We start from the raw sequence: 24,958 nt of genomic DNA on the forward strand, positions 1-24,958 counted from the left end.
GTATAAAGGAAAGGCGGAATTGCCGGGATCAGCGCAGCCCGCCTGCGGCAAATATGCCGTGCGGCTTGACAAGACCGTCACGTGGCCCCCATACCTTGGTGACGGTATCCGTTTCCGTATCGATCTTCAGCACATATCCGGAAACCCAGCTTGCCACCAGCAAATAGCGATTATCCGGGGTTGGACTGATGGTATGCGCCACGGAGTATCCACTCGGGAGTTCGTAACCGGGCCGCAGCCTCTTGATGAACTGGGGGTTTTTACGATCGGTCAGGTCGAATACCGAGATGTAGCCGTCATTGCCGAATGTAAAATCGAGAGTATCTTCCTCCGCGATGTAGAGTTTGCCATTCACCACGGCAATGTCGGATGCAGAACGGAGAACCCCTCGCTTACCGACTTGATTGGTAGGCCAGAGTATCTGTTTCGCGGTTCCTTCGTGGGTATCAAGCAGCCATACGCTGGGTGGAATGATGTAACTCGTGGTCGAGGGCGTCAGGGAGGTTTTGTCGAATTGCATCGTTGCGGTAACGGCATACCGCTCGTCCAGCCAGTATACGAAATGGGTAAAAGCCGCATGCATCGTCTCGTTGCCCAGCATGATCTGGCCGACAGCCTGCAATTCGCCTGTTTCCCTGTTCGGCTTGTATACATCGATTACACTGTTATCGAAAAAGTAACCTGTGCCAAGACCAATGGTGCCCGATTTATTGAAGTTAACCCCATGGGTTTGCTCAGTGTAACCAGGGATGACAATCGGATCAAAACTCACAAACTGGTTGGTTTTGTGGTTGATGACCCGCACCCTGTCCGATGTAAATTCCGTAAAGTAGAGAAAATCGGAGTACGGCAACAGGGTCGGACCGTGAATCTGCGTTCCCCTGCCTATGAGCCAGTTGGGAACGGCCTGGACCTGGTTGACCGGCTTGACAAACGGTAATTCCGAAGGCCTGTTGGGAGAGTCTGCTGCAAGTACTGCCTCGACCGTCAGTGAGGCGTAGCGGGTATCCCAGTTGATTTCGTTCACACCCAGGGCGATGATGTAGGAAGGGTGATCCGGCGTATTGTCGGAGGTGATATAAATCTTTTTCCCCTCGGGCATTACCACCGTGTGCTGCAGGGGAACATTTCCAGGCCAGCCAGGAAGCGTGGTGGGATCCAGGATGATCAACTTGTCGTTTTCATAGTTGAAGAGATAGACCATCCCGTTGTGGTAGTCGATCGCCGTCGCGATGGGCTGGATATGCTCGTTATAAACATTCGGATATTGGTCGAGTGGAAGGGACTGAGGAGGTACTTGCCCCTTGTTCGCGTAATTATCATCGCCCGCATACACCTTGCCATCCGCGTCACGCAGGCTGTCGATTCTCGTGCGTATCTTGCCGGCGTTTGCCGTCGGAGCAGCGGTGCTTGATGAAGTGTTTTCTTTTAAGAAGGAGGGATTATCTGCGGCATGAATTGCACTTGCAGATAGTGTCAGCATGTATAAGCCCGCCTGTAAGAACAGACGGGAATTCTTCTTGATTAAAGTCATTTCAGATTCCCCTTGTATGCTTTGAATGAATAAATCCAACGCACTGGAAGAAATTTCCATCAGGGAGCCGGGATGCCAAAAACAGCTTCTTTCGGTTTGATACCGATCACTGACAGAATGAGGTATTTCCACCAAGCTTCTTTTTCTTGGATTATGAAAGCGCAGTGCCCGAGTCCCTCGTCACCAGGAAGCGACTTCGATACAACTACGGTCCGAAAGGTTAGCACCGCCGCGCTGGATTCAAACCGGGGAATAAGAAGGGGAAGATCCCGCTAATTGCTGGGTATGAGCTTGTATGAAGCGATGAAGAGGTGTATTGCTGTCCGGAATAAAATGAGGAGCAATCTCGAGAACTTCATGGGCAAAAGACAGCCCGTTTTGCGAGGACAGAATCTTCTGGGAAAAACCTTGATCGTCATTTCCGCAAAAGCGGAAATCCATTGGTTTGTCATTACATTAAAAAGATCTGAAGACACACTTTTGCGGGGATGACGACACCTTGATGAATCCGGTGCAGAATTCATCACGCCGGTGTTCCCGCATATGCAAATGGTTTTATGAGAACTGCCCGATTTGGGAAACCGGACAGGAACGCTGTCTATTGCAGCACAGGGGAAAGGATATCAGTCAATGCGGGAAGCCACACTGACTCTGTGGCTTATATGCGCTCGAACATGCACTCATTCCGCAAAAAATTCCCGGACCTTGTCCATCCAGGATTTTGCGCGCGGGCTGTGGCGAGAACCGTCTTCCTGATTGATGGCTTCCAGCTCCTGCAACAGTTCTTTCTGTCGAGGGGTAAGCTTGACTGGCGTCTCCACCACGACATGACACAAGAGGTCGCCCGGATTATTGCTGCGCACACCCTTGATACCTTTGCCGCGCAACCGGAAGATTTTTCCGCTTTGTGTTTCCGCCGGTATCCGGATTTTTGCATGCCCTTCCAGCGTGGGAATTTCGATCTCACCCCCCAGCGCTGCGGTCGTGAAACTGACGGGCATTTCGCAGTGCAGATCGTTGTGGTCGCGTTGGAAGACCGAATGAGGCGTCAGGTGAATGACAACATACAAATCTCCCGGAGGGCCGCTGTTGACACCCGCTTCGCCTTCTCCCGACAAGCGGATGCGATCGCCTTCATCCACACCCGCGGGAATTTTTACGGATAACGTTTTATGGTGTTTGACACGACCGGAACCGCCACAAGTATTGCAGGGGCTGGAAATGAATTTGCCGCTGCCATGACACTTGGGGCACGTCTGCTGGATCGAGAAGAATCCCTGTTGCATCCTCACCTGTCCATGGCCATTGCAGGTAGGACAAGTGGTGGGTGAGGTGCCAGGTTTTGCGCCGCTGCCATGGCAGGTGCCACAGGCATCCATGGTAGGAATGCGAATCTTCGTTTCGGTTCCGCGCGCCGCCTGTTCCAGTGAAATTTCCAGGTTATAGCGCAAATCCGCTCCGCGGTAGACATTGGCTTGGGCGCTACGTCCTCCGAAAAGATCACCGAATATATCGCCGAATGCGTCAGCGAATCCCTGGGCGCCACCGCCGCCCATGCTGGCATCCACTCCGGCATGGCCATGCTGGTCATACGCTGCCCGCTTCCGGGGGTCCGAAAGGACCTCGTAGGCCTCTTTTGCCTCCTTGAAGTGTTCCTCTGCTTTCGGGCTATCCGGATTGCGATCCGGATGATATTTCATCGCCAGCCTGCGATATGCCTTTTTTATTTCATCCTCGCTGCTGTCGCGATTAATGCCCAGCACTTCGTAGTAGTCGCGTTTGCTCATATAGTTTTCTTGAAAATTCGGCCGCACGGAGAGTAGCGCACCAGCTTGAGCCAGCCTCCTCTCCGGGACGCCAAAACGCAGGATGCGGAAAGGAATGAGGCGCCTTTTCCGCACCGCTGCGCTTAGAATGTCTTGATGCTTTTTTGACTGCTGCTTTTGCTGCTTGCAGATTTACTTCTTGTTTTTTACTTCCTCGAACTCCGCATCGACAACTTCTCCTTCGACAGGTTTTTCAGTCCCGCCGCTCTGGCCGGAAGGTTCCTCACCGGGACCGGCCTGTGGACCCTGCCCCTGTGAATACATCTTTTCCGCCAATTTATGCGAAGCCTCGGCCAATGCCTGGGTTTTGGCCTCGATGGTTTCCTTGTCGCCGGACTTCAACGCATCTTCCGCCTCTTTCAGTGCCGACTCTATCTTCGATTTTTCCTCATCGGCCAGTTTATCCCCATGCTCCTTCATGGTTTTCTGCACAGAGTGGATCATCGCATCGCACTGGTTGCGCGCCGTGACCAGTTCCATCGCCTTATGGTCTTCCTCGGCATGGGCTTCGGCATCCTTGACCATGCGCTGCACTTCCTCTTCCGACAGACCGGAACTTGCCTGAATCTTGATCTTGCTTTCCTTGCCTGTCGCCTTGTCTTTGGCCGACACATGCAGTATGCCATTCGAGTCGATATCGAATGTCACCTCGATTTGCGGCATGCCGCGCGGAGCCGGCGGGATATCGGCCAGGTTGAACTGGCCCAGGCTCTTGTTGCCGGATGCCATCTCGCGTTCGCCTTGCAGCACGTGAATGGTTACGGCAGTCTGATTGTCATCCGCGGTGGAAAATACCTGATTCGCCTTTGTCGGAATAGTCGTGTTCTTCTGGATCAGCTTGGTCATCACGCCGCCCAGCGTTTCGATACCGAGCGACAACGGCGTCACATCCAGCAGCAGCACATCCTTCACCGCGCCCTGCAGCACGCCGCCCTGGATCGCCGCGCCCACGGCCACTGCCTCGTCAGGGTTCACATCCTTGCGGGGCTCCTTGGCGAAAATTTCCTTGACCTTTTCCTGTACCTTGGGCATGCGGGTCTGCCCCCCCACCAGGATAACGTCGTCGATATCGGAAATCTTTATACCCGCATCCTTGATGGCGATACGGCAAGGCTCCACCGTGCGCGTGATCAAATCTTCCACCAGGCTTTCCAGCTTGGCGCGGGTGATTCTTACCGCGAGATGCTTCGGGCCGCTGGCATCCGCCGTGATGTACGGCAGATTGACCTCGGTTTGCTGGCTGGAAGAGAGTTCGATCTTGGCTTTTTCCGCGGAATCCTTTAACCGCTGCAAAGCAAGCATATCCTTCTTGAGATCGATACCGTTTTCCTTTTTGAACTCATCCACCAGATACTCGATGATGCGGGCGTCGAAATCCTCGCCGCCCAGGAAGGTGTCGCCATTGGTCGCCAGCACTTCAAACTGATGCTCGCCTTCGACTTCTGCAATTTCGATAATGGAAATATCGAATGTTCCGCCGCCCAGATCGTACACGGCGATCTTGCGGTCCCCTTCCTTTTTATCCATTCCGAAAGCAAGCGCGGCTGCGGTCGGCTCGTTGATGATACGCTTGACTTCGAGTCCGGCGATGCGGCCTGCGTCTTTTGTGGCCTGCCGCTGGGAATCGTTGAAATAAGCCGGTACGGTAATGACGGCTTCGGTCACGGGCTCACCCAGATAATCCTCCGCCGTCTTTTTCATCTTCATGAGCACTTGTGCCGACACTTCGGGGGGCGCGACTTTCTTGCCGCGCACCTCAATCCATGCATCGTTGTTGTCGGCTTTGATGATGGTGTAAGGCACCATCTTGATGTCCCTTTGCACCATCTCCTCGTTAAAGCGCCGCCCGATCAGACGTTTCACCGCGAACAAGGTATTTTTCGGATTGGTGACGGCCTGTCGCTTGGCAGAGGCGCCCACCAGAATCTCGCCATCTTCCGTATAGGCGACGATGGAAGGCGTGGTGCGCGCCCCCTCGGAGTTTTCTATCACCTTGGGCTTGCCGCTTTCCATGACGGCAACACATGAGTTAGTGGTCCCCAGGTCGATTCCGATAATTTTTCCCATAATTGATCCTTGTATTAGTTAATTCTCGATATCCGTTGAATAATTCGCTTGTTACCGCTGAAGTGGGGATAAAGATCGCGATTTCAAGACTCTTTTCCCTTCGAAACCGAAACCAGCGCCGGCCGGATAACCCGATCATTCAGCACATAGCCTTTCTGCATAACCTGCACGACTGTGTTGTGCGGAAGCTCGGACTCCACCATGCACATGGCCTGGTGCAAATGCGGATCGAATTTTTCACCCTGGGGACTGAGCTGCTTGATATTGAACTTGGCGAAAGTCGCAGTGAGCTGCTTGAGCGTCAATTCCATGCCGCTTTTGAAATTCTCGACTGTTGCATTCTCCACCGCCAACGCAGCTTCCAGGCTGTCCATGACCGAGAGCAGTTCAGTGGAAAAATTTTCAATAGCGTATTTGTGCGCGTTGGTGACGTCCATCTGGGCGCGCTTTCTTATGTTCTCGCCTTCAGCCTTGGCGCGAAGCCATGCATCATAATGTTCCGCTGCATCGAGTTCGGCTTTTTTCAATAACTGCTCCAGGCTGGGCATGGCTTCGCCCTCCTGCTCGGGCGTCCTGGCCTTGTTTTCCCCGGTTTCCTGTACACTGCTTTCGCTTGTTACGGTCAGCTCGGGCTGGTCTGGTTGAGGTCGGTTTTCTTCTGTCATGGCTTTCTCCTGATTTTCTATCCCTAAACATATCGGGATGGTTTCTCGAATTTCAAGCCCAAAATTTTCAGGGCTCCATAATGTGAGGGGACAGCTTGATAGAAAAGGAAAGGACGCGAGAATCAGTATTCCGTACTGATTTTTCTCGCTAATGCAGCAGCATTCCCCAGGTATGTTTCCGGCCTCATTTCACGCAATCGTTTTTTTTCCACATCAGGAAGGGCGAGACTGTCAATAAACTGATGGAGCGCGTCTTGGGTGATACCGCCCTTGCCCCGGGTCAGTTCTTTCAACCGCTCGTATGAATCCGGCATGCCGTGGCGACGCATCACCGTCTGAATGGGCTCGGCCAGCACTTCCCAGGCATTTCTCAAATCCTCCTCCAGACGGCCGGGGTTGATTTCCAGTTTGTCCAGGCCCCTGCTGCAGGAGTCATATGCCAATAAAGTATGGCCTAATGCGACACCCATGTTACGCAGTGCAGTGGAGTCGGTAAGGTCTCGCTGCCAGCGCGATATCGGCAGCTTCTCGCTCAAGTGCCGCAGGAGCGTGTTGGCAATCCCCAGATTACCTTCGGAATTTTCAAAATCTATCGGATTGACCTTGTGGGGCATGGTTGAGGAACCGACTTCATCTTTTCGGGTTTTTTGCTTGAAGTAGGCTAGCGAGATGTATCCCCATATATCCCGGTTGAAATCCAGCAGAATCGTATTGATCCTGGCATAGGCATCGAACAGTTCAGCTACGGTGTCGTGCGGTTCAATCTGGGTAGTATAAGGATTGAATTGCAGGCCGAGCTTTTCCACAAAATCCTGCGCGAATTTCTCCCATCCGAAGTCGGGATAGGCCGCCAGGTGGGCGTTGTAATTACCCACAGCTCCATTGATTTTTCCGAGAATAGCCACCTGCGCCAAGCGCCGGCGTCCCCGTTGCAGACGATAAGCGAAATTGGCGAGCTCCTTGCCCACCGTGGTCGGCGTGGCAGCCTGCCCGTGCGTGCGTGCAAGCATGGGCACTGCGGCCAGCTCGTGCGCAAGCCGGACGAGCCTGCCAATGATGTTATCCAGCGCCGGCAACATGATGTCGTCGCGGCTGTGCATCAGCATCAATCCATGGGAAAGATTGTTGATGTCCTCTGAAGTGCAGGCAAAATGAATGAATTGTTCGATTCTGCCGATCTCGGCATTTTCCGTTAACTGCTTGCGAAGCCAGTATTCCACGGCTTTCACGTCATGATTGGTGCGCGCCTCGATGAGTTTGACCGCTTCGCCATCCCTTTCGGAAAAATCCGTTATCAGAGCATCAAGCTGTGCAAGCGTATCCGGAGATAACGGCAGTGCTTCAGCAATGGCGGAAGCCCGGCTCAATGCCTTGAGCCATTCGATCTCAAGCTGGACGCGGTAACGGATCAGCCCGAGTTCGCTGAAATAGGGTCTCAGTGCATCGACTTTGCCGTGATAGCGGCCATCAAGAGGAGAGAGTGCGGTGAGAAAGGATGAATTCATAGCTTGGTTTCCGGCGAAATTTTAACACAGGTAGGCTTCGGCCCCGTTATGCCATGCAGTGCGGAAAGCCGATATAATGCGCGCTGACCACTCTCTTCAAGATTCGCCATGAAGCTCATTGGATCTCTTACCAGCCCCTACGTACGCAAGGCACGCATTGTTCTCGCCGAAAAGCACGTTGGTTATACCTTCGAACTGGATGTCCCCTGGAACGATGATAGCCAGGTACCCGACTACAATCCGCTCGGCAAGGTGCCGGTGCTGATCATGGATGACGGGACGAGCGTGTTCGATTCACGCGTGATCGTCGAGTATCTCGACAGTGTCAATCCCGTATCGCGCCTGATCCCGGACGGCAATCGGCGGCGCATCGCGGTAAAACGCTGGGAAGCGCTAGCGGACGGTATCTGTGACGCCGCTGCCGCCATTTTCCTGGAGCGCAAGCGCAGCAAGACGCAGCAAAGCGGACAGTGGATTTCCCGCCAGCAGAAAAAGGTTGAGGGAGGCCTGGAAGCGGCGGCAAGGGAACTGGGTGACAGAAAATGGTGCGATGGAAATGCTTATTCGCTGGCTGACATCGCACTGGGCTGCGCGCTGGGCTATCTCGCCTTCCGGTTTCCGGAGATCAAGTGGCGGGAGAATTTTCCCAATCTGGCGGAGCTTTCCGACCGTCTGGAAAAACGGCCCGCGTTCATGGAAACCGCGCCACAGGATTGACAGCAGTATTGCCCTGATGGCCCATATCGGTGGAAAAATGGATATAGGGCCTGCTAACACTTGTTTTGCACTGCAGATTCCACAGCTATATAGATATAGGCGGTAGTCTGAAGGGGGAAGCGGAAACCACAATCCATTACAGAATTCGATGGATTGCTGCTCCACTCATCCTACCCCTACCACCTCTGCTCCATTATCCTGCCTTTATGCAGGCAGATTCCCCAAGTCAGCATGTGTCTCCCTCCACTGGCCGTTTTATCTGCTTTCCCTCTCAATCATCCTGGGTAGCGGCAATTACCCCTCCCCCCAGGCACACCTTGCTTTCGTACACCACCACTGACTGCCCGGGCGCCACGGCCCACTGCGGTTGGGCGAACTCGATTTTGCATTTATTGCAATCAAGGTAAGTGATCGAACAGGGAGCGTCCGATTGGCGATAACGGATTTTGGCCGCGTACACCCAGTTGCAGCGAGGCATCTTGCCGCTCACCCATGTCAAGTCGGTTGCAGCAAGCGCGGGCCTGAGCAGGTCGGGATGATCGTGCCCCTGTACTACCGTCAGGACGTTCCGCTTCACGTCCTTTTCCGACACAAACCAGGGTTCGCCGTCGCCCCCCCTCGTTCCTCCAATGCCCAATCCCTGTCGTTGCCCGATAGTGTAATACATAAGGCCGGCATGCCTGCCCATGACGTCTCCGGAAGGCGTGCGGATTTCGCCTGGGTCGTTCGGCAAATAGCGGTTGAGAAATTCCCGAAAAGGCCGTTCACCGATAAAACAGATGCCGGTGCTGTCCTTCTTGGAGAAATTGGGCAGCCCGTGGTCTTTCGCGATGCTTCGCACATCGCGCTTATAAAGATGCCCGATGGGAAACAGTGCCCTGGACAACTGCGCCTGGTTGAGCCGGTAGAGAAAATAACTCTGGTCCTTCGTTCCATCCTCACCCTTGAGCAACTGGAATACACCATCCGTATTGCGCACCTGGGCATAATGTCCTGTCGCAATATAATCCGCGCCCAGCCCCGCCGCATGGTCCAGAAACGCCTTGAACTTTATCTCCGCGTTGCATAGCACATCCGGATTGGGGGTCCGGCCTGCCTTGTATTCGGCAAGAAAATGGCTGAATACCCGCTCCTTATATTCGGCGGAGAAATTCACAGCTTCAAGGGGAATTCCAATGACATCCGCCACTGATGCCGCATCTATCAAATCCTGCCGGGATGAGCAGTATTCATCCGTGTCGTCATCTTCCCAGTTCTTCATGAAGAGGCCGATCACTTCATACCCCTGCTGTTTCAACAACAAGGCGGCGACAGAGGAATCCACGCCGCCGGACATTCCGACAACTACGCGCGCCTTGCTCATTTCAAGCCAGATGAGTAAGGATGTCGAGCGGACACCCTTTCCCTGCCAGATGGTCTTCGATGCATTTCATGACGAGGGGGCTACGGTGGCAATAGGTCATGCTGCGGATTTCATCGATGTCGAACCAGTCAGCGCGTACGATGCCTGCGTCCAGGTCGCGGCCGGGATCATGGCCGCTCACTGAACCGGAAAAAGCAAAGCGTATGAATGTTGTATCTTCCGCCGGGGAATGCCAGTGATAAATGCCGAGTACGGATTGGGGGACGAACATGTAGCCCGTCTCTTCCAGAGTTTCCCGTATCGCGCCATGGATGATTGACTCCCCCGGCTCCAGATGACCCGCCGGCTGATTAAATAACAAGCCGCTGCTGGTTTGCTCTTCCACCAGAAGATATTGCCCGTCTTTCTCCACCACTGCTGCCACCGTTACATTGGGTTTCCAGATCATGATTTCATTATTTCAACCGTTTTAATTATTAAATAGCGGAACGTGGATACAACCGGACACGGGGCCCGAAATGTCATACTCCTATTATAAGGGAAGCCGTCCCGCCGCTGCGGTCTGTAACGCTTTCACGAGATATCGGGAAACCCGGGGGGCAAAAGCAAGCGCTTCTATCCGAAACGCGGTTAAAATATATGAATTTTTTGCCGATCCGGTTCCGGCTTGTTCCGGATTATGGAACCAAGCCCTGCTCAACAAATGGAGATAGCATGTATCAGCACATCAGCATACCAGCGGAAGGCTCGAAGATCAGCGTAAATGCGGATTATTCCCTGAATGTGCCGGACAACCCGGTCATACCCTATATAGAAGGCGACGGAATCGGGGTGGATATTACTCCGGTAATGAGGAAAGTGGTGGATTCCGCCGTAGAAAAGGCTTATGAAGGCAAACGCAGGATTTCCTGGATGGAAATCTATGCCGGAGAGAAATCGACGCGTATTTACGGCGAAAATGTCTGGTTACCCGAGGAAACCCTGCAGGCGGCGAAAGAGTATGTGGTTTCGATCAAGGGTCCGTTGACCACACCGGTGGGAGGCGGCATCCGCTCCATCAATGTGGCTTTGCGCCAGGAGCTGGATTTGTATGTATGCCTTCGTCCTGTTCGCTATTTTCAGGGGGTACCTAGCCCCTTGAAAAATCCGGAGAAAACCGACATGGTCATTTTTCGCGAGAATTCGGAGGACATCTACGCCGGTATTGAATGGGAAGCCGGGTCGGAAGGCGCTAAAAAAGTTATCGATTTTCTGATGAACGACATGAGCGTCACCAAGATACGCTTTCCCCAAACCGCAGGGATCGGCGTAAAGCCGGTATCCCGCGAAGGTACCGAGAGGCTGGTACGCAAGGCAATTCAATATGCGATAGATAACGGACGGCGCTCGGTAACCCTGGTGCATAAAGGCAACATCATGAAATTTACCGAAGGTGCGTTCAAGAACTGGGGCTATCAGCTTGCAGCAAAAGAGTTTGGAGCAAGCCTGCTCGACGGCGGACCATGGATGAAGCTGCCTGAGGATAAAGGCGGTATAGTGATCAAGGATGTGATCGCGGACGCTTTTCTTCAGCAGATTCTGCTGCGGCCGGAGGAATACGATGTCATCGCCACGTTGAATCTGAACGGCGATTATGTTTCCGATGCTTTGGCTGCGCAGGTAGGCGGCATCGGGATCGCCCCCGGCGCAAACATGAGCGACTCGATAGCCATTTTCGAGGCAACCCATGGAACCGCTCCCAAGTATGCCGGCAAGGACCAGGTCAATCCAGGCTCCATCATTCTGTCCGCGGAGATGATGCTGAGGCATATGGGCTGGGCAGAAGCTGCTGATCTCATCACGCAGTCGATGGAAAAAACCATTCAGGATAAAACCGTAACTTATGACTTCGCCCGCCTGATGGCCGGTGCGCAAAAAGTCTCCTGTTCAGCATTTGGGCAGGCCTTGATCGAAAACATGGCCCGTTGAAAAGATGGCACATCGAAAATCTGCTGCCTTGGGGGCGGAAGGGTAAGCAAGCGGTAAAAGTATTGATGGGTTTGCTGCTTATCCTCGACAAGAAAAAGCCCCTTGCTGATTTACAGCAAGGGGCTTTGTATAATTCTGTGATGGATCACATGCTGTTCAGCGCGCTCGCACGCCCCGACATGAAATCTTTAAGCAGACTGAATATTTGATGCTTGCTTGCCCTTCGGACCCTGGGTAACCTCAAACGTTACTTTTTGACCTTCTTTGAGAGTTTTAAATCCGGACATATTGATTGCGGAGAAGTGCGCGAATAAATCCTCGCTTCCATCATCGGGTGTAATGAAGCCAAAACCCTTTGAATCATTGAACCATTTTACTGTACCAGTTGCCATTATTGCTTCCTATAAATAAAACCGGGCCGGAAACCCGAACACTGTTTGAGTTTCAAGACCGCAAAACGGCTGTAACCGGTGCTGCAGAGAACTTGAAGCCAAACGCCAAGAGCTGTTTTACGCAAATCCATTGTTCAAGTCAAGTAGTCCAGCCCGTTATTTGACAGAAATGCAGCAGAAAATTTTCTAAAAGGTACTTGAATATTTCAGCGCAATCATCAAATATAAAGATTGGAAGTGGTTATATTTCGGTTTTAATTAAAGGCAAGAATACAGGATCATGGCTGCAAGAAATCATGGTGAGGTTGTACTTGAGGCTAAAAAGAGTAAACTCAAGCCGCCGCCAATGTTCAAGGTTATTTTGCTGAATGATGACTTCACTCCGATGGATTTCGTGGTGACTGTATTACAGACTTTTTTTTCCATGAACCGAGAACAGGCGACACAAATCATGCTCAAAGTCCATATGGACGGAGCTGGAGTATGTGGAGTTTATCCCAATGATGTGGCTTCCACAAAAGTCGAACAGGTGGTTGCATTTGCAAGGCAGCATCAGCATCCGCTACAGTGCGTGATGGAGGAGAACTGAAATGATTGCTCAAGAATTAGAGGTAAGTCTGCATATGGCATTCGTGGAATCGCGTCAGAAGCGCCACGAGTTCATTACGGTCGAGCATCTGTTACTGGCCCTGCTCGATAATCCGACTGCCGCAGAGGTATTGCGCGCCTGCTCGGTTGATATGGACGATCTACGCCGGCTGCTGACTGAGCATGTCACCGAAAACACGCCGACTGTGGGAGGAAGTGGAGAGGTAGATACGCAGCCTACTCTTGGTTTTCAGCGCGTTATCCAGCGTGCGATTCTGCATGTGCAGTCCTCCGGGAAAAAAGAGGTTACGGGTGCAAACGTACTGGTAGCAATATTTGGCGAAAAGGATTCGCACGCAGTTTATTTTCTTCATCAAAAGGGGGTAACCCGGCTCGATGTCGTGAACTATATTTCTCACGGCATCAGCAAAGTTCCGCAGGGAACCAACGCCAAAACCGAAAGCGAAGGGGATACCGAGCAGGAAATGAATGCAGGGGGCGCGCTGGAAAGTTATGCGGTCAATCTCAACGCCCAAGCACTGGCAGGCAAGATCGATCCGTTGATCGGACGGGAGCGCGAGCTGGAGCGCCTGATACAGACGCTGTGTCGCCGGCGCAAGAACAACCCGTTATTGGTGGGGGAAGCAGGAGTAGGCAAAACAGCTATTGCTGAAGGTCTGGCACGGCGAATCATCGAGAACGACGTCCCCGAGATCCTTGCACATCATCAGGTTTATGCCCTGGATATGGGAGCGCTGCTGGCGGGTACCAAATACCGGGGTGATTTCGAGCAACGCCTGAAGGCCGTACTCAAACAGTTGCTCGAGAGCTCGAATGCCATACTATTCATCGACGAAATTCACACCCTGATCGGGGCTGGCGCAGCTTCCGGAGGCACGCTGGATGCCTCCAATCTATTGAAACCGATACTGAATACCGGACAGCTGAAATGCATTGGCGCCACGACTTACAGCGAATATCGCGGAATCTTCGAAAAGGATCATGCGCTTTCACGGCGCTTCCAGAAGATCGATGTGCTCGAACCGAGCGTGGATGAAACGGTTTCCATACTGCGTGGCTTGAAAGCGCGTTATGAGGCCCATCATGGTGTCAAATATACCGCTACCGCGCTTACGACCGCCGCCGAGTTGTCGGCACGCTTTATCAACGACCGGCACTTGCCTGACAAGGCAATCGATGTGATCGATGAAGCCGGCGCAGCACAGCGTGTTTTACCCAAATCGAAGCAGCGCAAGGTAATCAGCAGGCATGAGATAGAGGTCATCATTGCCAAGATTGCGCGTATTCCGGCGCAGAATATTTCCAGTGACGATCGCAACACGTTGAAGACGCTTGATCGTGACCTGAAAGCGGTTGTGTTCGGTCAGGACAAGGCCATCAACGCGCTGACAGCCTCGATCAAGATGGCGAGAAGTGGTCTCGGGAATCCACAAAAGCCGGTTGGCTCTTTCCTTTTTTCCGGCCCGACCGGAGTCGGCAAAACCGAGGTTGCACGGCAGCTGGCCTATGCGCTTGGTATTCACCTGCACCGTTTCGACATGTCTGAATATATGGAACGGCACGCTGTTTCGCGTTTGATCGGCGCGCCGCCCGGGTATGTCGGATTTGATCAGGGTGGTTTGCTCACCGAAGCCATTATCAAGCAACCCTATTCCGTGCTGCTGCTGGACGAAATTGAAAAGGCGCATCCCGATATTTTCAATATCCTGCTGCAAGTGATGGATCACGGCACATTGACGGACAATAACGGCCGCAAGGCGGATTTCCGTAATGTCGTCATCATCATGACGACCAATGCCGGAGCGGAAGCGTTGAGCAAGGCTACCATGGGCTTCACCAAGGCCGCGCAGGCAGGGGATGAGATGGCCGATATCAAGCGGATGTTCACGCCTGAGTTCCGCAATCGGCTGGATGCGATCATTTCCTTTGCGCCGCTAGAGAGAGAAGTGATTCTGCGCGTAGTGGATAAATTCCTGATGCAGCTTGAAGCCCAGTTGCAGGAAAAGAAAGTGGATGCGATATTCACCGACGCACTGAGAGAGTATCTTGCCAATAATGGTGTGGATCCTCTCATGGGCGCACGACCGATGGCGCGTCTCATTCAGGACACCATACGCAGCGCTCTGGCGGATGAATTACTGTTCGGACGTCTGGCCAATGGCGGCAGAGTGACAGTGGATATCGATACCGATAACAAGGTGAAGCTTCAGTTTGAGGAAGAGGCGGCGACAGCGATATAACTCGGCTTTCAGGGTAGAAAACAAGGAAGGCGCGAATTTCCGCGCCTTTTTTGTTTTTGTCTTTTTTACTTTGCCTCGGATGCTGTTCCGATTATTCCCCGCACGCTGATCTCGCCGGATTACCGCTGCCGGGCGTCCACTCTAGCCTCTATGGACTCCCTACGAACTCCTAATACCTCGTGAGTAAAGCGGTTATTTGCCGGACTCGTATTTGAAAGACAGGTTTACCCTCGCACGATAAGCCACCACCTTGCCGTCTTCAACCACCAGATCCAGCTTCACTATTTCAGCGACGCGTAAGTCTCGCAATGTCTTTGATGCTGTTTCCACGGCATTCTTGGCGGCGTCTTCCCAGGAAGTCGTGCTGGTTCCGATTATCTCCGTTATTTTGTAAACACTATCTCCTGCCATGACATTTCTCCTCGAACGGTGAGCAACGAAAACGGGGCACTGGCAGCCCGCACCTCTACTGATGTGATTTCAGTTTAGGTCAATTTTTGCTGATTGCAAGCTGCCGAGCGTTTAAGTTGCGCATCCTCCCCGGTTCTTGGGAAGAATGCGGATTTCGAGAACGATGGAGGGGAAATGGCATGGCCTCTAATTCAATCCTCAATTCTTCGACAAGCCTGCGCCCGTTCGACCCTGGGCAAGCCTGCCGTGAACTGCGCTGTGATCACGCTTTCGATCCTTCTTCAATTCAGAATCAGGGAGTGGAGAAGAAGGGCTCATGGTGTAAAACCGAAGCAAGAAATCCTTGAAACGCTCGGGCAAAAGGTGTTCCGCGAGTCCCGCGTAACCCAGAACGCCTCTATCAGCCCGCCACCACCCGCTTGGTAATGTATCCGAGCGCTTCATCCACCTGATCGATGAGAATAAGGCACAATTCTCCCTCTTTCAGATTGTCAAACGCGGCATCAATGGCTCCGAACTCTCCGTAGATTTCCTTGACGTTCCGGGTGCGTTTCGCCTTTTCCAGGCCCTGCCGCAGCAGGCTCAGTACTTCCCCATCCGCACGGCCCCGCTGGCACTGATCCTGATAAAGCACCACTTCATCAAAAGCATCGCCCAATATTTCCGTCTGCCGCCGAATATCCTCGTCGCGTCGATCGCCAGCGCCGCTGATAACCACGGAGCGACGTTTCGCCGGAATCTTGTCGATCGCACTTACAAGTGCGCGAATCGCATCGACATTATGCCCATAGTCAGCAATAAGTGTAGCGCCCCGATGAGTGAAGAAATTGAAACGGCCGGGGGCAGTTTGCATGTCGCTGACAAAATTCGCGAGACCGCCGCGAATGATCTGCCAGTCAAGACCCACTGCCCAGCCCGCCGCTATGGCCGCCATCGCATTTTCAATCTGGAATGCGATGGCACCATTCTGTGTCACGGGAATCCCTGCAAACGGAAGGCGATATTCGAAATTGCCTTCCGCAGCAACGATCGCATCGTCCTCGACATAAACGACACGTTTACGTTGGGCGCGATGCTTTGCGATCACGGGATTATCCGGATCACGCGCAAAAAAAGTGACCTTGCCGGGGCAATGAGCGGCCATGCCTGCGACAAATGGATCCGCTGCGTTCAGCACCGCCACACCCGTACCCGGCTTCACGTTCTGCACGATGATGCGCTTGACGGCGGTGAGGTCTTCTACGGTATTGATGTAGGAAAGACCGAGGTGATCACCGACCCCGATGTTGGTAACCACTGCGACATCGCAACGATCGAAAGCCAATCCTTCACGCAACAGGCCCCCTCTGGCAGTTTCAAGCACTGCCGCGTCCACATCCGGATGAAGAAGCACTTTTCTTGCACTCTTGGGACCGCTGCAATCGCCAGTGTCGATACGCTGCCCCTCAATATAGACACCATCCGTGCTCGTCATGCCGACACGCAAACCCTGGCAATCAAGAATATTGGCAATCATCCTGACAGTAGTCGTTTTGCCGTTGGTGCCTGTTACCGCCACTACCGGGATACGGGCATCATCGCCCTTCTTGAACATATTCGCAATGATCGCCTCTCCCACCGCACGCCCTTTGCCGAAAGAAGGTTGCAAATGCATGCGCAAACCTGGTGCTGCATTGATTTCGATAATAGCGCCTTGTCCCTCCAAAGGTCTGGCTACGCTTTGGCAGACAACATCTACTCCACAGATATCCAGGCCAATCATCTGCGCAGCTTCGACCATTCGCGCCGCGAACTCCGAATGAACTTCGTCGGTAACATCTGTCGCCGTTCCCCCGGTCGAAAGATTCGCATTATTTCTGAGAACTACCCGCGTACCCGAGGGCGGGACGGAGTCGGACGTCAAGCCCTGAGTTGCAAGGTGGGCAAGAGCGATTTCATCCAAATGAATCTTTGTAAGCGCGTTGGCATGTCCCTCACCGCGTCGCGGGTCACGGTTGATCTGCTCCACCAATTCTTCAACCGTGTGAATCCCGTCCCCTGCAACCTGGGGGGGCTCACGCCGTGCTGCGGCGATCAGCTTGTTGCCGACTACCAGCATGCGATAGTCGTGGCCGGGAATGTAGCGCTCGACCATTACTTTTCCGGTGACTTCAACTGCAACGGCATACGCTGCTTCCACCTGTTCGCGGCTCACGAGGTTCACGCGGACTCCCCTTCCCTGATTGCCGTCCTGTGGCTTGACGACGACAGGGCTGCCGATTTCACAGGTCGCCACCCATGCATCTTCCGCACTTGTGACCGGCCTTCCGGGTGTGACAGGTACGCCCGCCGCGTCCAGCAAGAATCGGGTAAGCTCTTTGTCCTGCGCCACCGACTCGGCTACGAGGCTGGTGAGACAGGTTTCTGCAGCCTGAATACGCCGCTGTCTGCTACCCCAGCCGAATTGCACCATGCTGCCATCAGTCAGCCGGTGGAAGGGAATGCCGCGGGCAATCGCTGCCCGCACTACTGAACCGGTGCTCGGCCCCAGGCGTATGTCTTCGGAGAGCTCACGCAGACGCTGCAGGGCATCCGCCAGATTGAAAGGAGTATCTTCTATAGCCGCGCTGCACAGGGCTTGTGCAAGATCAAAGGCGAGTCTGCCAACCGCCTCTTCGCTGTATTCCACGACGACCCGGTAGACGCCGGCTTCAAGGGTCGGGGCGATCTTGCCGAAAGCCACCGGACAACCCGCCTGTATTTCCAGTCCGAGTGCAGCGCGCTCGAGCACATGTGCAAGCATTTCCGCTTCAGGGCAAGAGGCGGCCCGAAGCAAATCGATTTCCGGAAATCGTGCGTACAGGCGATCCAGAAAACCCGACACGCCACCCGGCAGGGATTCAGGAGTGTCGCAGGAAACGACTGCCTCTATGGCTGTCTGACGGCTCCACAAATTGGGCCCGCGCAAAGCGCGGAGACATGATACATGCATCGAAAGTTCTCCTAGCGTTTCTTATTCATGCGCCTTAGTGATATGTTTTTACACTCTGCTAAATGCATGGAAGCTTTCAATTCCCGCCCGTATGACGGCCGGTTCGATGCCGAGCGACCATGCCGCGGCTACTGCCGCAAGTATGTTTTCCACCTCCAAAGCCGCCTGCCCGTTACATGTAACCGGAACATCGTTCAATTTACTCAATGGCAGTTCACCGGGCCCGTTAACAAGTAAAATTTCTCCGTTTCGAACTGTTACCGCCCGTTTGCCTTGAACGCCGTTTATACCGGCGGTACCGTGTAAACAATGCTCTTTTATTACCGGAAGATCGGAATCCAGACTGAAGTAAATAATTTCCCCATTGCACAGTGCAGCCATTTCCACCAGCATCGGTTCCCTGGCATTGAGCACTGCCGCCCCTGCGGGCACGACTACATCCACTTGGGTACGCAACACGTCGAAGACCTGTTTAGGGGTTTCGATATATTTTCCATAATGACGGGTCAACTCCACATTGGTAATGATGCCGACATGGCAGCCGTCGTAGGCCAATCCCTCGCGGAGCATGCTGTCGCTGCCGTTTTCAAAAACCGCCGCCTCGATTGACCGGTTCATGAGGATGTTGCGCGCTGTCTTCCAGTTGGCCTGGTCGCCTTTTTTCACTTGTCTGCGGTCAAGATAGAAGCCGTCGCTGCATGCCAGACCCGCCTGCTTTCCGGAGAGCGCGAGCAGTTGGGCAATAAGATGAGCCAGCTCAGTCGTACCATAACTGCCGGTAATACCTACAATCGGAATGCGGCCGTCCTCGTGACTCGGAAAAAGGTGCTCGACGATCGCTTCGCCGACCGGCCGGGGAGTACCAATTGCGGGCTTGATGTGCATTAGCAAACCGGGTCCCGCATTGACTTCGACAATAGCACCACCCTGTTCTGCAAGCGGTCGCGCAATATCTGTGGCGACAAGATCGATGCCGGCAATATCCAATCCGACAACACGCGCCGCCAGCGATGCTGCCGCCGCCGTACTGGGATGCACCTCGTCGGTAACATCGAAAGCATGGTTACCGTTACGCTGAATGATGACTTCCTGTCCCGCAAGCGGTATTGAATCCGTGGTGAAGCCTTGCCGCTGGAGTTCCATTATCGTTACCCCATCCACACGAACCGGATTCAGCGGATGCTCTTCACTTTCTCCCCGCCGGGGATCAGAGTTGATCTGCAGCTGGATCAGTTCGTTTACGGTGGAAATCCCATCGCCAGTAACCGAAACGGAATCCCCCCGGCTGGCGGCGACGAGGCGGCCCCCGACCACCAGCAGGCGGTGTTCCGTACCGGGAATATAACCCTCGACCAGGACACCGCTGCCCTCCTCCAGAGCTACCCTGTAAGCGGACTCGATTTCTTCACGCTTGCTCAACTCGATAAAAACGCCGCGTCCATGATTTCCATCACACGGTTTGATCACCACCGGCAGACCGATTTCCTGCGCCGCTTCCCATGCATCCTCAGCACTGTGAACGATGCGTCCCTCAGGGATGGCGACACCGCACGATTGCAGCAACGCCTTGGTCAGATCCTTGTCGCGCGAGATGCTTTCTGCAATCGCGGGGGTGCGGTCCGTTTCCGCTGTCCAGATGCGCTGGCTTCGGATGCCATAACCCAGCTGTACCAGATTGCCTTTGGCAAGAAGGCGAATTGCCGGAATGTTGCGCCTGGCGGCGGCTTCAACAATGCAGGCAGTGGATGGCCCGAGCCACAGCGAATCAACCATGCCGCGCAGACGCGCAACAGCGCCTCTCACATCGTAAGGCTCATCCCCCGGCGAATAATCCATTGCCGCAAGCAGCAATTCCCTTGCCGCTGCGAGAGCATTGCGCGCGACATCCTCATGCCAGGCGCTCACAGCCACCTTGTATACACCGCGCAGGGATGTTTCGCGCGCCCGGCCGAAGCCGCCGGGCATTCCGGCCAGATTTTGCAGTTCAAGCGTAACGTGCTCGAGGATATGACCGGTCCAGGTACCTTCCTTTAAACGGCGCAGAAATCCGCCCCGTTCTCCATAACTGCAGCGGTGCTCGATGAGCGAAGGAAGCCAGGAAGACAGGCATTCATAGAAACCGGGAATTGTGTCGGAGGGAAAATCTTCAAGTTCCCCGATATCGACTATGGCTTCAAGTACGGGACGAACACTCCAGATATTGGGTCCGTTGAGGTGGCGTATTTCAATAAACTTGATATCTCGATTTACCGCTATGTAGTCAGGTTTGATATCTGCGTAAGCCAGCATAAAGTGAGAGTCTCACAAGAAATAAGTTAAGTTGAACTAACGCGGCTGACTACAATGGGTTTACAACCAGATAAATTAATATGAAAAGTAAATGCTTTTCTCACGAGAATTTCACTTTCAGTACGAAGTCCCCATCCGCAAGAAATCAAGCATGGATTATGCCAGCTAAAATAATCTTTGCAAAACAGTTGTTTGGAGCAGAAAAGCAGGCAATTCTGTCGCCATTTGCCGACAATCGGTTTCCCGGCGAAATTATGCCGTTGATATCACGGGGATGTTATATGTCTCCTGTCAGCGACAGGCTGCGCAGAGGAATACGGGAAGCAGGGAATACGAACGCTGCTCCCCCCACTGGCAGCGGCGGAAGCAGTACCTCGCCGCCGGGACTTTGAATCACAGGAAGCGGTCGAGAAGCTTCCGGCTGTGATGATCGAGCGCCGTACGGTCGCGTATCAGGAAGTTGATGTTCTGGCTGTCGGTGATCAGCAAAGCGACTGGAGTCAGGCGGCGAATGTATTCTTCGCCCTTGAGAACGAATGATGTACTACCGCGGTCGGTTTCAACCCGCCAGGTGCAGGGGGTAGCAAAACTTGAAACTGCCTCGATGCGTTTGATTTCCGGCATGAACTCCCGGTTGGCAAGATCCGTTTCAACATGCTTGCGCGTCTCCTCGGGGAGGTCGCTCAATGCCTCGATCCATGCCAGCTCATGGCCATCCGCATCGACCAGCGAGATACCGCGGCCGGGAGCGGTAATGGGAAAAGCCCGCACCGGAACCACGCCCTCTCGCACTTCCCCGTTCGCCCCGGTAAATACCAGTCGCCCAAAGGCATTGCGGTGCAGGGAGTAGTATAAGGGCGTTTTTTCCGTCATTCCCGGCCACCTTCAGCCCTTGGCTCCGGCTCCGGGCTCAGCCTGCGCAGATCGTCCTCCGTGTCCACATTACGCACTTGCGCCAGGTAAAGCCGGTAGTAATGCCCTTCCCGGGCCATGAGTTCATCATGATTGCCTATCTCGATAACGCTCCCACGGTCAAGCACGATAAGCCGACTGGCGTCGCGCAAGGTGGAGAGCCTATGTGCAATCGCGATGGTAGTCCGGCCCCGCACCAGGTTTTCGAGCGCTTTCTGGATCTCTTTCTCGGTGGTCGTATCCACCGAGGATGTCGCTTCATCCAGGATCAGAATACGCGGATCGATGAGCAGTGCCCTTGCTATCGATATGCGCTGCCGCTCCCCGCCCGAGAGCGCCTGGCCCCGTTCACCAACCAGAGAGTCATAGCCGTGCGGCAGGCGGAGAATAAACTCATGCGCATGCGCGGCTCGCGCGGCGGCAACGATTTCCTCCTGCGTCGCGTTCGGTTTGCCGTAGGCAATATTCTCCGCAATGGTGCCGAAAAACAGAAAAGGTTCCTGAAGAACAAGTCCGATATGCTTGCGGTATTCCGCGACCGGAAGCGCGCGTATATCCACGCCATCCAGCAGGATTGCGCCTTCCGTCACGTCGTAGAAACGGCAGATCAGATTGACGAGCGTACTCTTGCCTGAGCCGCTATGCCCTACCAGACCCACCATTTCACCTGGTTCGATAGTTATATTGATGCCATGCGTGACTGTGCGGGTACCGTAGCGGAACTCGACGTTTCGCAACTCGATTCGCCCATCTACGACGGGCAGGTGCACGGGGTGGGCAGGCTCTGGAACGCTGGAAACGTGGTCGAGAATTTCGAAGATGCGTTTGGTGCCGGCAGCGGCCTTTTGTGTAAACGAGACGATGCGGCTCATCGAATCCAGTCGTACATAGAAACGGCTGATGTAGGTGAGAAAAGCCGTCAGCACTCCTACCGTAATCTCATCTTTTGATACCTGCCAGATACCGAAAACCCAAACCACCAGCAAACCGACCTCGGTCAGCAGAACGACCGTTGGCGTGAACATCGACCAGACTTTGTTGACCCGGTCATTGACTTCCCGGTTGCGTTCATTGGCGGCGCGAAAGCGGATTGCTTCACGCTTCTCTTGGGCAAACGCCTTTACCACCCTCACCCCGGGGATGGTATCGGCAAGCACGCTGGTCAACTCAGCCCAAACGCGATCGACCTTTTCGAACCCGGTCCGCAACTTGTCGCGAACGATATGGATCAACCACGCAATGATCGGTAAGGGCGTCAGGGTCACCAGCGCAAGCCACGGCTCGATCGAAACCAGGATAATGGTCGTCATGCCGATCATCAGCACGTCGGTCGCGAAATCGAGCAGATGAAGCGACAGGAAAATGTTGAGGCGATCTGTTTCCGACCCGATGCGCGCCATGAGATCGCCGGTACGCTTGCCGCCAAAATAGGCGTGCGAGAGTTTAAGCAGATGCTCAAAAGTGGCTGTGCGCAAATCAGCGCCGATACGCTCGGAAACCAGGGCGAGCACGTAAGTGCGCGCCCATCCCAATCCCCAGGCCACAATCGCGGCTCCGAGCAGTCCGGTCAGATAAAACTCAACCAGTTCAACGTCAATCGGTTTACCGTTCTGGTAGGGAATCAGTACGTTGTCCATCAGGGGCATGGTCAAGTACGGAGGTATCATCGCCGCTCCCGTGCTGCCGAGCGTCAAAAGAAAACCGGCAAAAAGCCTCCACTTGTAGGGCCTTGCGAAACGCCACAAACGTAACAGAGTCCAGGTGGACGGAGGCGCGTGCACTTGCTTGCGGCACGCTTCGCACTCCTCCTGCCCCGGAGCCAGCGGGACATCCAGTACCCTGTGGCACTTGGGACAGAGAACCTGTACAGGTAAAGGACGGAACTCCCCTGTCAAGTGATTATGAAGCTGCTCCCGGAAATTATCGATGAGCCGGGTGGCCGCAGCATCCTTCCCCAACGTGTAGCGCCAGCGTGCGAGCAGCGCGTTCTCATCGAAGAGTTCAAGGCTGCCGACGCCTGCGTGATCACTGCGCACAAGCGTCAGTCCAGGCCGGTAACTCCACTCCTGTAACGTTGCCTCCGCCCCCGCCCCTGCCTCCGCCTGGACGAGCAGACGCTTATTGGTGACGACTACTAGTCCGGGATCAAAATGCAGTCGGCCATTGAGGTCAGTTTCGAGCCATGCCGCCACCTTTTCTTCCCTGGAAAGCCGGGATTCAACAGCCGCAATCCAGGTAGCCGGCAGAGCAGGCGCTCCTGACAGCATGTCATTGGGAAAAATCGGCGAAAGCCCGGATTCCGGCATTACTCTAATAGGGGAAAATCAATATCAGATATTCAAAAATAGCGAATAGGAGTCCTCTGTTTCTTCGTCCGCCCCAGTTCGCGGCAGGCATCTTCGCCTCACCTCAAGGCTTCATCGTGCAAGAGCAATTCGGAGAGCGAGATTCACATGCCCACGAGCACGATGCCTATCTCCACCCGAAACCCGAGTATAGTCGGCTAGAGTATCAGATAATGCTCATTATGCCCTTATCGGGGATACTGTGTCTCCGCATTTGCTTCCCCCGAATATTCACCTCCGCCGTGCTCCGAGCACAGCACCCACGGTAACCGCCCCCAATCCCGCCAAAGTGAGCAGAGGCAGAGGTTCCCCCAGAACAGGCACAGCCGCCAATGCAGATATGACGGGCACGAATGCCATCAGCAAGGCGACCGTCTGCGACCCGAGGCGACGCACAGCGAACGTATAGAGCAGCATCGCGATAAAGACGACCAGCACGCCCTGATACGCTGCCTGGAGGATGATTTCGCGGAGCGGTGCCAGTGCGAGATTGCTGGGCAGAAATAACAGCCAGACAGGCAGGTAAACTGCAGCGCTGCCCAGGGTGGTCGTTACAGTGGCAGCAAGCGGCGGCATCGGATAGCGTGCGAGCAGCAGCGTGAATATCGCCCACAATGAGGAGCCGCAAAGAAATAGCACATCACCGAGAATTTGCGTGGGAGATATATGTGTTCCGAGTGAGAGCGAGTCAGCGGCGGTCAGCAGGATACCGGCAAAAACAATAAGCAGCGCCAGCCGCCGTGCGCCGGTAAATTTTTCGCCGAACCACAGCCACGCAATGATCGCGGTCAGAAAAGGCAGCGTGCCAGGCAACAGCACGGAAGCATGAGCTGCCGGCGCCCAGCGGAAAGCAGCGTATACCACCGCAGCGTAACCGATACCGCCGAACAGCGAGAACAGGGCTATCACCTTGAGTGGAGGCAACAGGATGCGCGGCAAGAAAAAGACGGCGATCGAAGCGCCTACCCCGAATCGCAGTAGGGCAATGTCCCAGCTTGTCAACGTCCCCATTCCCCCATATCGGCTGACGAGAATGAAACCGGTCCAGATGCATATGGAAAAGAAGACCGCTATCCAGCCGCTCCAGGATTTGAGTGCTTCGCTCATGATTTGTATTGAAACAGCTTATTGTCTGGTTGTTCTT

At 54.1% G+C, this 24,958-nt stretch carries 18 protein-coding genes; 4 read left to right on the forward strand and 14 right to left on the reverse strand.

Annotation, left to right across the window (positions count from 1 at the left end; all coding sequences use genetic code 11):
• Positions 1-28: 28 nt before the first annotated feature.
• The 5 genes from NMUL_RS11675 to purB all read right to left on the reverse strand — a co-directional run bounded on the left by NMUL_RS11675 (position 29) and on the right by purB (position 7,597).
• A complete protein-coding gene (locus NMUL_RS11675; RefSeq protein ID WP_011381535.1) occupies positions 29-1,534 on the reverse strand; it encodes a YncE family protein in 1,506 nt (501 codons plus the stop codon).
• 680 nt (positions 1,535-2,214) lie between these two features.
• Positions 2,215-3,321 carry a molecular chaperone DnaJ gene (gene dnaJ / locus NMUL_RS11680; RefSeq protein WP_041353240.1) on the reverse strand — a complete coding sequence of 369 codons (1,107 nt, stop codon included), beginning with the start codon at positions 3,319-3,321 and terminating at the stop codon, positions 2,215-2,217.
• Between the two features lie 171 nt (positions 3,322-3,492).
• Positions 3,493-5,427 (reverse strand): molecular chaperone DnaK, encoded by a 1,935-nt coding sequence (gene dnaK / locus NMUL_RS11685; protein WP_011381537.1) that lies wholly within the window; start codon positions 5,425-5,427, stop codon positions 3,493-3,495.
• Positions 5,428-5,510: 83 nt separating this feature from the next.
• Positions 5,511-6,092, reverse strand: coding sequence for a nucleotide exchange factor GrpE (gene grpE, locus NMUL_RS11690; RefSeq protein WP_011381538.1), 582 nt, complete (start codon positions 6,090-6,092; stop codon positions 5,511-5,513).
• 122 nt (positions 6,093-6,214) lie between these two features.
• Positions 6,215-7,597 carry an adenylosuccinate lyase gene (purB, locus tag NMUL_RS11695; RefSeq protein WP_011381539.1) on the reverse strand — a complete coding sequence of 461 codons (1,383 nt, stop codon included), beginning with the start codon at positions 7,595-7,597 and terminating at the stop codon, positions 6,215-6,217.
• A gap of 108 nt (positions 7,598-7,705) precedes the next feature.
• Between purB and NMUL_RS11700 the strand changes: the two genes are divergently transcribed.
• On the forward strand, positions 7,706-8,314 hold the full coding sequence (locus NMUL_RS11700; protein ID WP_011381540.1) for a glutathione S-transferase: 609 nt from the start codon (positions 7,706-7,708) through the stop codon (positions 8,312-8,314).
• 271 nt (positions 8,315-8,585) lie between these two features.
• Here the strand turns inward: NMUL_RS11700 and mnmA are convergent, their stop codons facing one another.
• Entirely contained in the window at positions 8,586-9,677 is a 1,092-nt protein-coding gene (gene mnmA / locus NMUL_RS11705) for a tRNA 2-thiouridine(34) synthase MnmA (RefSeq protein WP_011381541.1), read from the reverse strand.
• 1 nt (position 9,678) lies between these two features.
• Positions 9,679-10,125, reverse strand: a complete 447-nt coding sequence (locus NMUL_RS11710) for an NUDIX hydrolase (protein WP_011381542.1) — start codon at positions 10,123-10,125, stop codon at positions 9,679-9,681.
• A 266-nt stretch (positions 10,126-10,391) separates the two neighbouring features.
• Between NMUL_RS11710 and icd the strand changes: the two genes are divergently transcribed.
• Complete coding sequence (gene icd, locus NMUL_RS11715; protein WP_011381543.1) at positions 10,392-11,645, forward strand: NADP-dependent isocitrate dehydrogenase; 1,254 nt, start codon at positions 10,392-10,394, stop codon at positions 11,643-11,645.
• 188 nt (positions 11,646-11,833) lie between these two features.
• On the opposite strand, the gene NMUL_RS11725 is transcribed toward icd, so the two are convergent.
• Positions 11,834-12,037 (reverse strand): cold-shock protein, encoded by a 204-nt coding sequence (locus tag NMUL_RS11725; RefSeq protein WP_011381544.1) that lies wholly within the window; start codon positions 12,035-12,037, stop codon positions 11,834-11,836.
• A gap of 280 nt (positions 12,038-12,317) precedes the next feature.
• Here NMUL_RS11725 and clpS point away from each other — a divergent pair, with 280 nt between their 5' ends.
• Entirely contained in the window at positions 12,318-12,626 is a 309-nt protein-coding gene (clpS, locus tag NMUL_RS11730) for an ATP-dependent Clp protease adapter ClpS (RefSeq protein ID WP_011381545.1), read from the forward strand.
• A 1-nt stretch (position 12,627) separates the two neighbouring features.
• A complete protein-coding gene (gene clpA / locus NMUL_RS11735; RefSeq protein WP_011381546.1) occupies positions 12,628-14,886 on the forward strand; it encodes an ATP-dependent Clp protease ATP-binding subunit ClpA in 2,259 nt (752 codons plus the stop codon).
• A 192-nt stretch (positions 14,887-15,078) separates the two neighbouring features.
• Here clpA and NMUL_RS11740 read toward each other — a convergent pair whose 3' ends face one another.
• The 6 genes from NMUL_RS11740 to NMUL_RS11770 all read right to left on the reverse strand — a co-directional run bounded on the left by NMUL_RS11740 (position 15,079) and on the right by NMUL_RS11770 (position 24,921).
• Positions 15,079-15,297: a dodecin family protein gene (locus tag NMUL_RS11740; RefSeq protein ID WP_011381547.1), complete on the reverse strand. Its 219-nt coding sequence runs from the start codon at positions 15,295-15,297 to the stop codon at positions 15,079-15,081.
• 400 nt (positions 15,298-15,697) lie between these two features.
• Positions 15,698-18,268: a cyanophycin synthetase gene (cphA, locus tag NMUL_RS11745; protein WP_011381548.1), complete on the reverse strand. Its 2,571-nt coding sequence runs from the start codon at positions 18,266-18,268 to the stop codon at positions 15,698-15,700.
• A 48-nt stretch (positions 18,269-18,316) separates the two neighbouring features.
• Complete coding sequence (locus tag NMUL_RS11750; RefSeq protein WP_011381549.1) at positions 18,317-20,557, reverse strand: cyanophycin synthetase; 2,241 nt, start codon at positions 20,555-20,557, stop codon at positions 18,317-18,319.
• 393 nt (positions 20,558-20,950) lie between these two features.
• Positions 20,951-21,430, reverse strand: coding sequence for a cyanophycin metabolism-associated DUF1854 family protein (locus NMUL_RS11760; protein ID WP_011381551.1), 480 nt, complete (start codon positions 21,428-21,430; stop codon positions 20,951-20,953).
• Positions 21,427-23,775: a cyanophycin metabolism-associated ABC transporter gene (locus NMUL_RS11765; protein WP_011381552.1), complete on the reverse strand. Its 2,349-nt coding sequence runs from the start codon at positions 23,773-23,775 to the stop codon at positions 21,427-21,429. The genes NMUL_RS11760 and NMUL_RS11765 overlap by 4 nt, the downstream gene beginning before the upstream one ends.
• 270 nt (positions 23,776-24,045) lie before the next feature.
• The gene (locus tag NMUL_RS11770) at positions 24,046-24,921 is read right to left on the reverse strand and encodes a DMT family transporter (RefSeq protein ID WP_011381553.1); all 876 of its coding nucleotides are present in this window, start codon (positions 24,919-24,921) and stop codon (positions 24,046-24,048) included.
• Between the last annotated feature and the right edge of the window lie 37 nt (positions 24,922-24,958).

This window comes from Nitrosospira multiformis ATCC 25196 (assembly GCF_000196355.1).
Taxonomy (GTDB): Bacteria; Pseudomonadota; Gammaproteobacteria; order Burkholderiales; family Nitrosomonadaceae; genus Nitrosospira; species Nitrosospira multiformis.

Coding starts and splice junctions, on each gene's coding strand:
- NMUL_RS11675 (WP_011381535.1), bottom strand. CDS start 1,534: ATGACTTTAATCAAGAAGAATTCCCGTCTGTTCTTACAGGCGGGCTTA.
- dnaJ (WP_041353240.1), bottom strand. CDS start 3,321: ATGAGCAAACGCGACTACTACGAAGTGCTGGGCATTAATCGCGACAGC.
- dnaK (WP_011381537.1), bottom strand. CDS start 5,427: ATGGGAAAAATTATCGGAATCGACCTGGGGACCACTAACTCATGTGTT.
- grpE (WP_011381538.1), bottom strand. CDS start 6,092: ATGACAGAAGAAAACCGACCTCAACCAGACCAGCCCGAGCTGACCGTA.
- purB (WP_011381539.1), bottom strand. CDS start 7,597: ATGAATTCATCCTTTCTCACCGCACTCTCTCCTCTTGATGGCCGCTAT.
- NMUL_RS11700 (WP_011381540.1), top strand. CDS start 7,706: ATGAAGCTCATTGGATCTCTTACCAGCCCCTACGTACGCAAGGCACGC.
- mnmA (WP_011381541.1), bottom strand. CDS start 9,677: ATGAGCAAGGCGCGCGTAGTTGTCGGAATGTCCGGCGGCGTGGATTCC.
- NMUL_RS11710 (WP_011381542.1), bottom strand. CDS start 10,125: ATGATCTGGAAACCCAATGTAACGGTGGCAGCAGTGGTGGAGAAAGAC.
- icd (WP_011381543.1), top strand. CDS start 10,392: ATGTATCAGCACATCAGCATACCAGCGGAAGGCTCGAAGATCAGCGTA.
- NMUL_RS11725 (WP_011381544.1), bottom strand. CDS start 12,037: ATGGCAACTGGTACAGTAAAATGGTTCAATGATTCAAAGGGTTTTGGC.
- clpS (WP_011381545.1), top strand. CDS start 12,318: ATGGCTGCAAGAAATCATGGTGAGGTTGTACTTGAGGCTAAAAAGAGT.
- clpA (WP_011381546.1), top strand. CDS start 12,628: ATGATTGCTCAAGAATTAGAGGTAAGTCTGCATATGGCATTCGTGGAA.
- NMUL_RS11740 (WP_011381547.1), bottom strand. CDS start 15,297: ATGGCAGGAGATAGTGTTTACAAAATAACGGAGATAATCGGAACCAGC.
- cphA (WP_011381548.1), bottom strand. CDS start 18,268: ATGCATGTATCATGTCTCCGCGCTTTGCGCGGGCCCAATTTGTGGAGC.
- NMUL_RS11750 (WP_011381549.1), bottom strand. CDS start 20,557: ATGCTGGCTTACGCAGATATCAAACCTGACTACATAGCGGTAAATCGA.
- NMUL_RS11760 (WP_011381551.1), bottom strand. CDS start 21,430: ATGACGGAAAAAACGCCCTTATACTACTCCCTGCACCGCAATGCCTTT.
- NMUL_RS11765 (WP_011381552.1), bottom strand. CDS start 23,775: ATGCCGGAATCCGGGCTTTCGCCGATTTTTCCCAATGACATGCTGTCA.
- NMUL_RS11770 (WP_011381553.1), bottom strand. CDS start 24,921: ATGAGCGAAGCACTCAAATCCTGGAGCGGCTGGATAGCGGTCTTCTTT.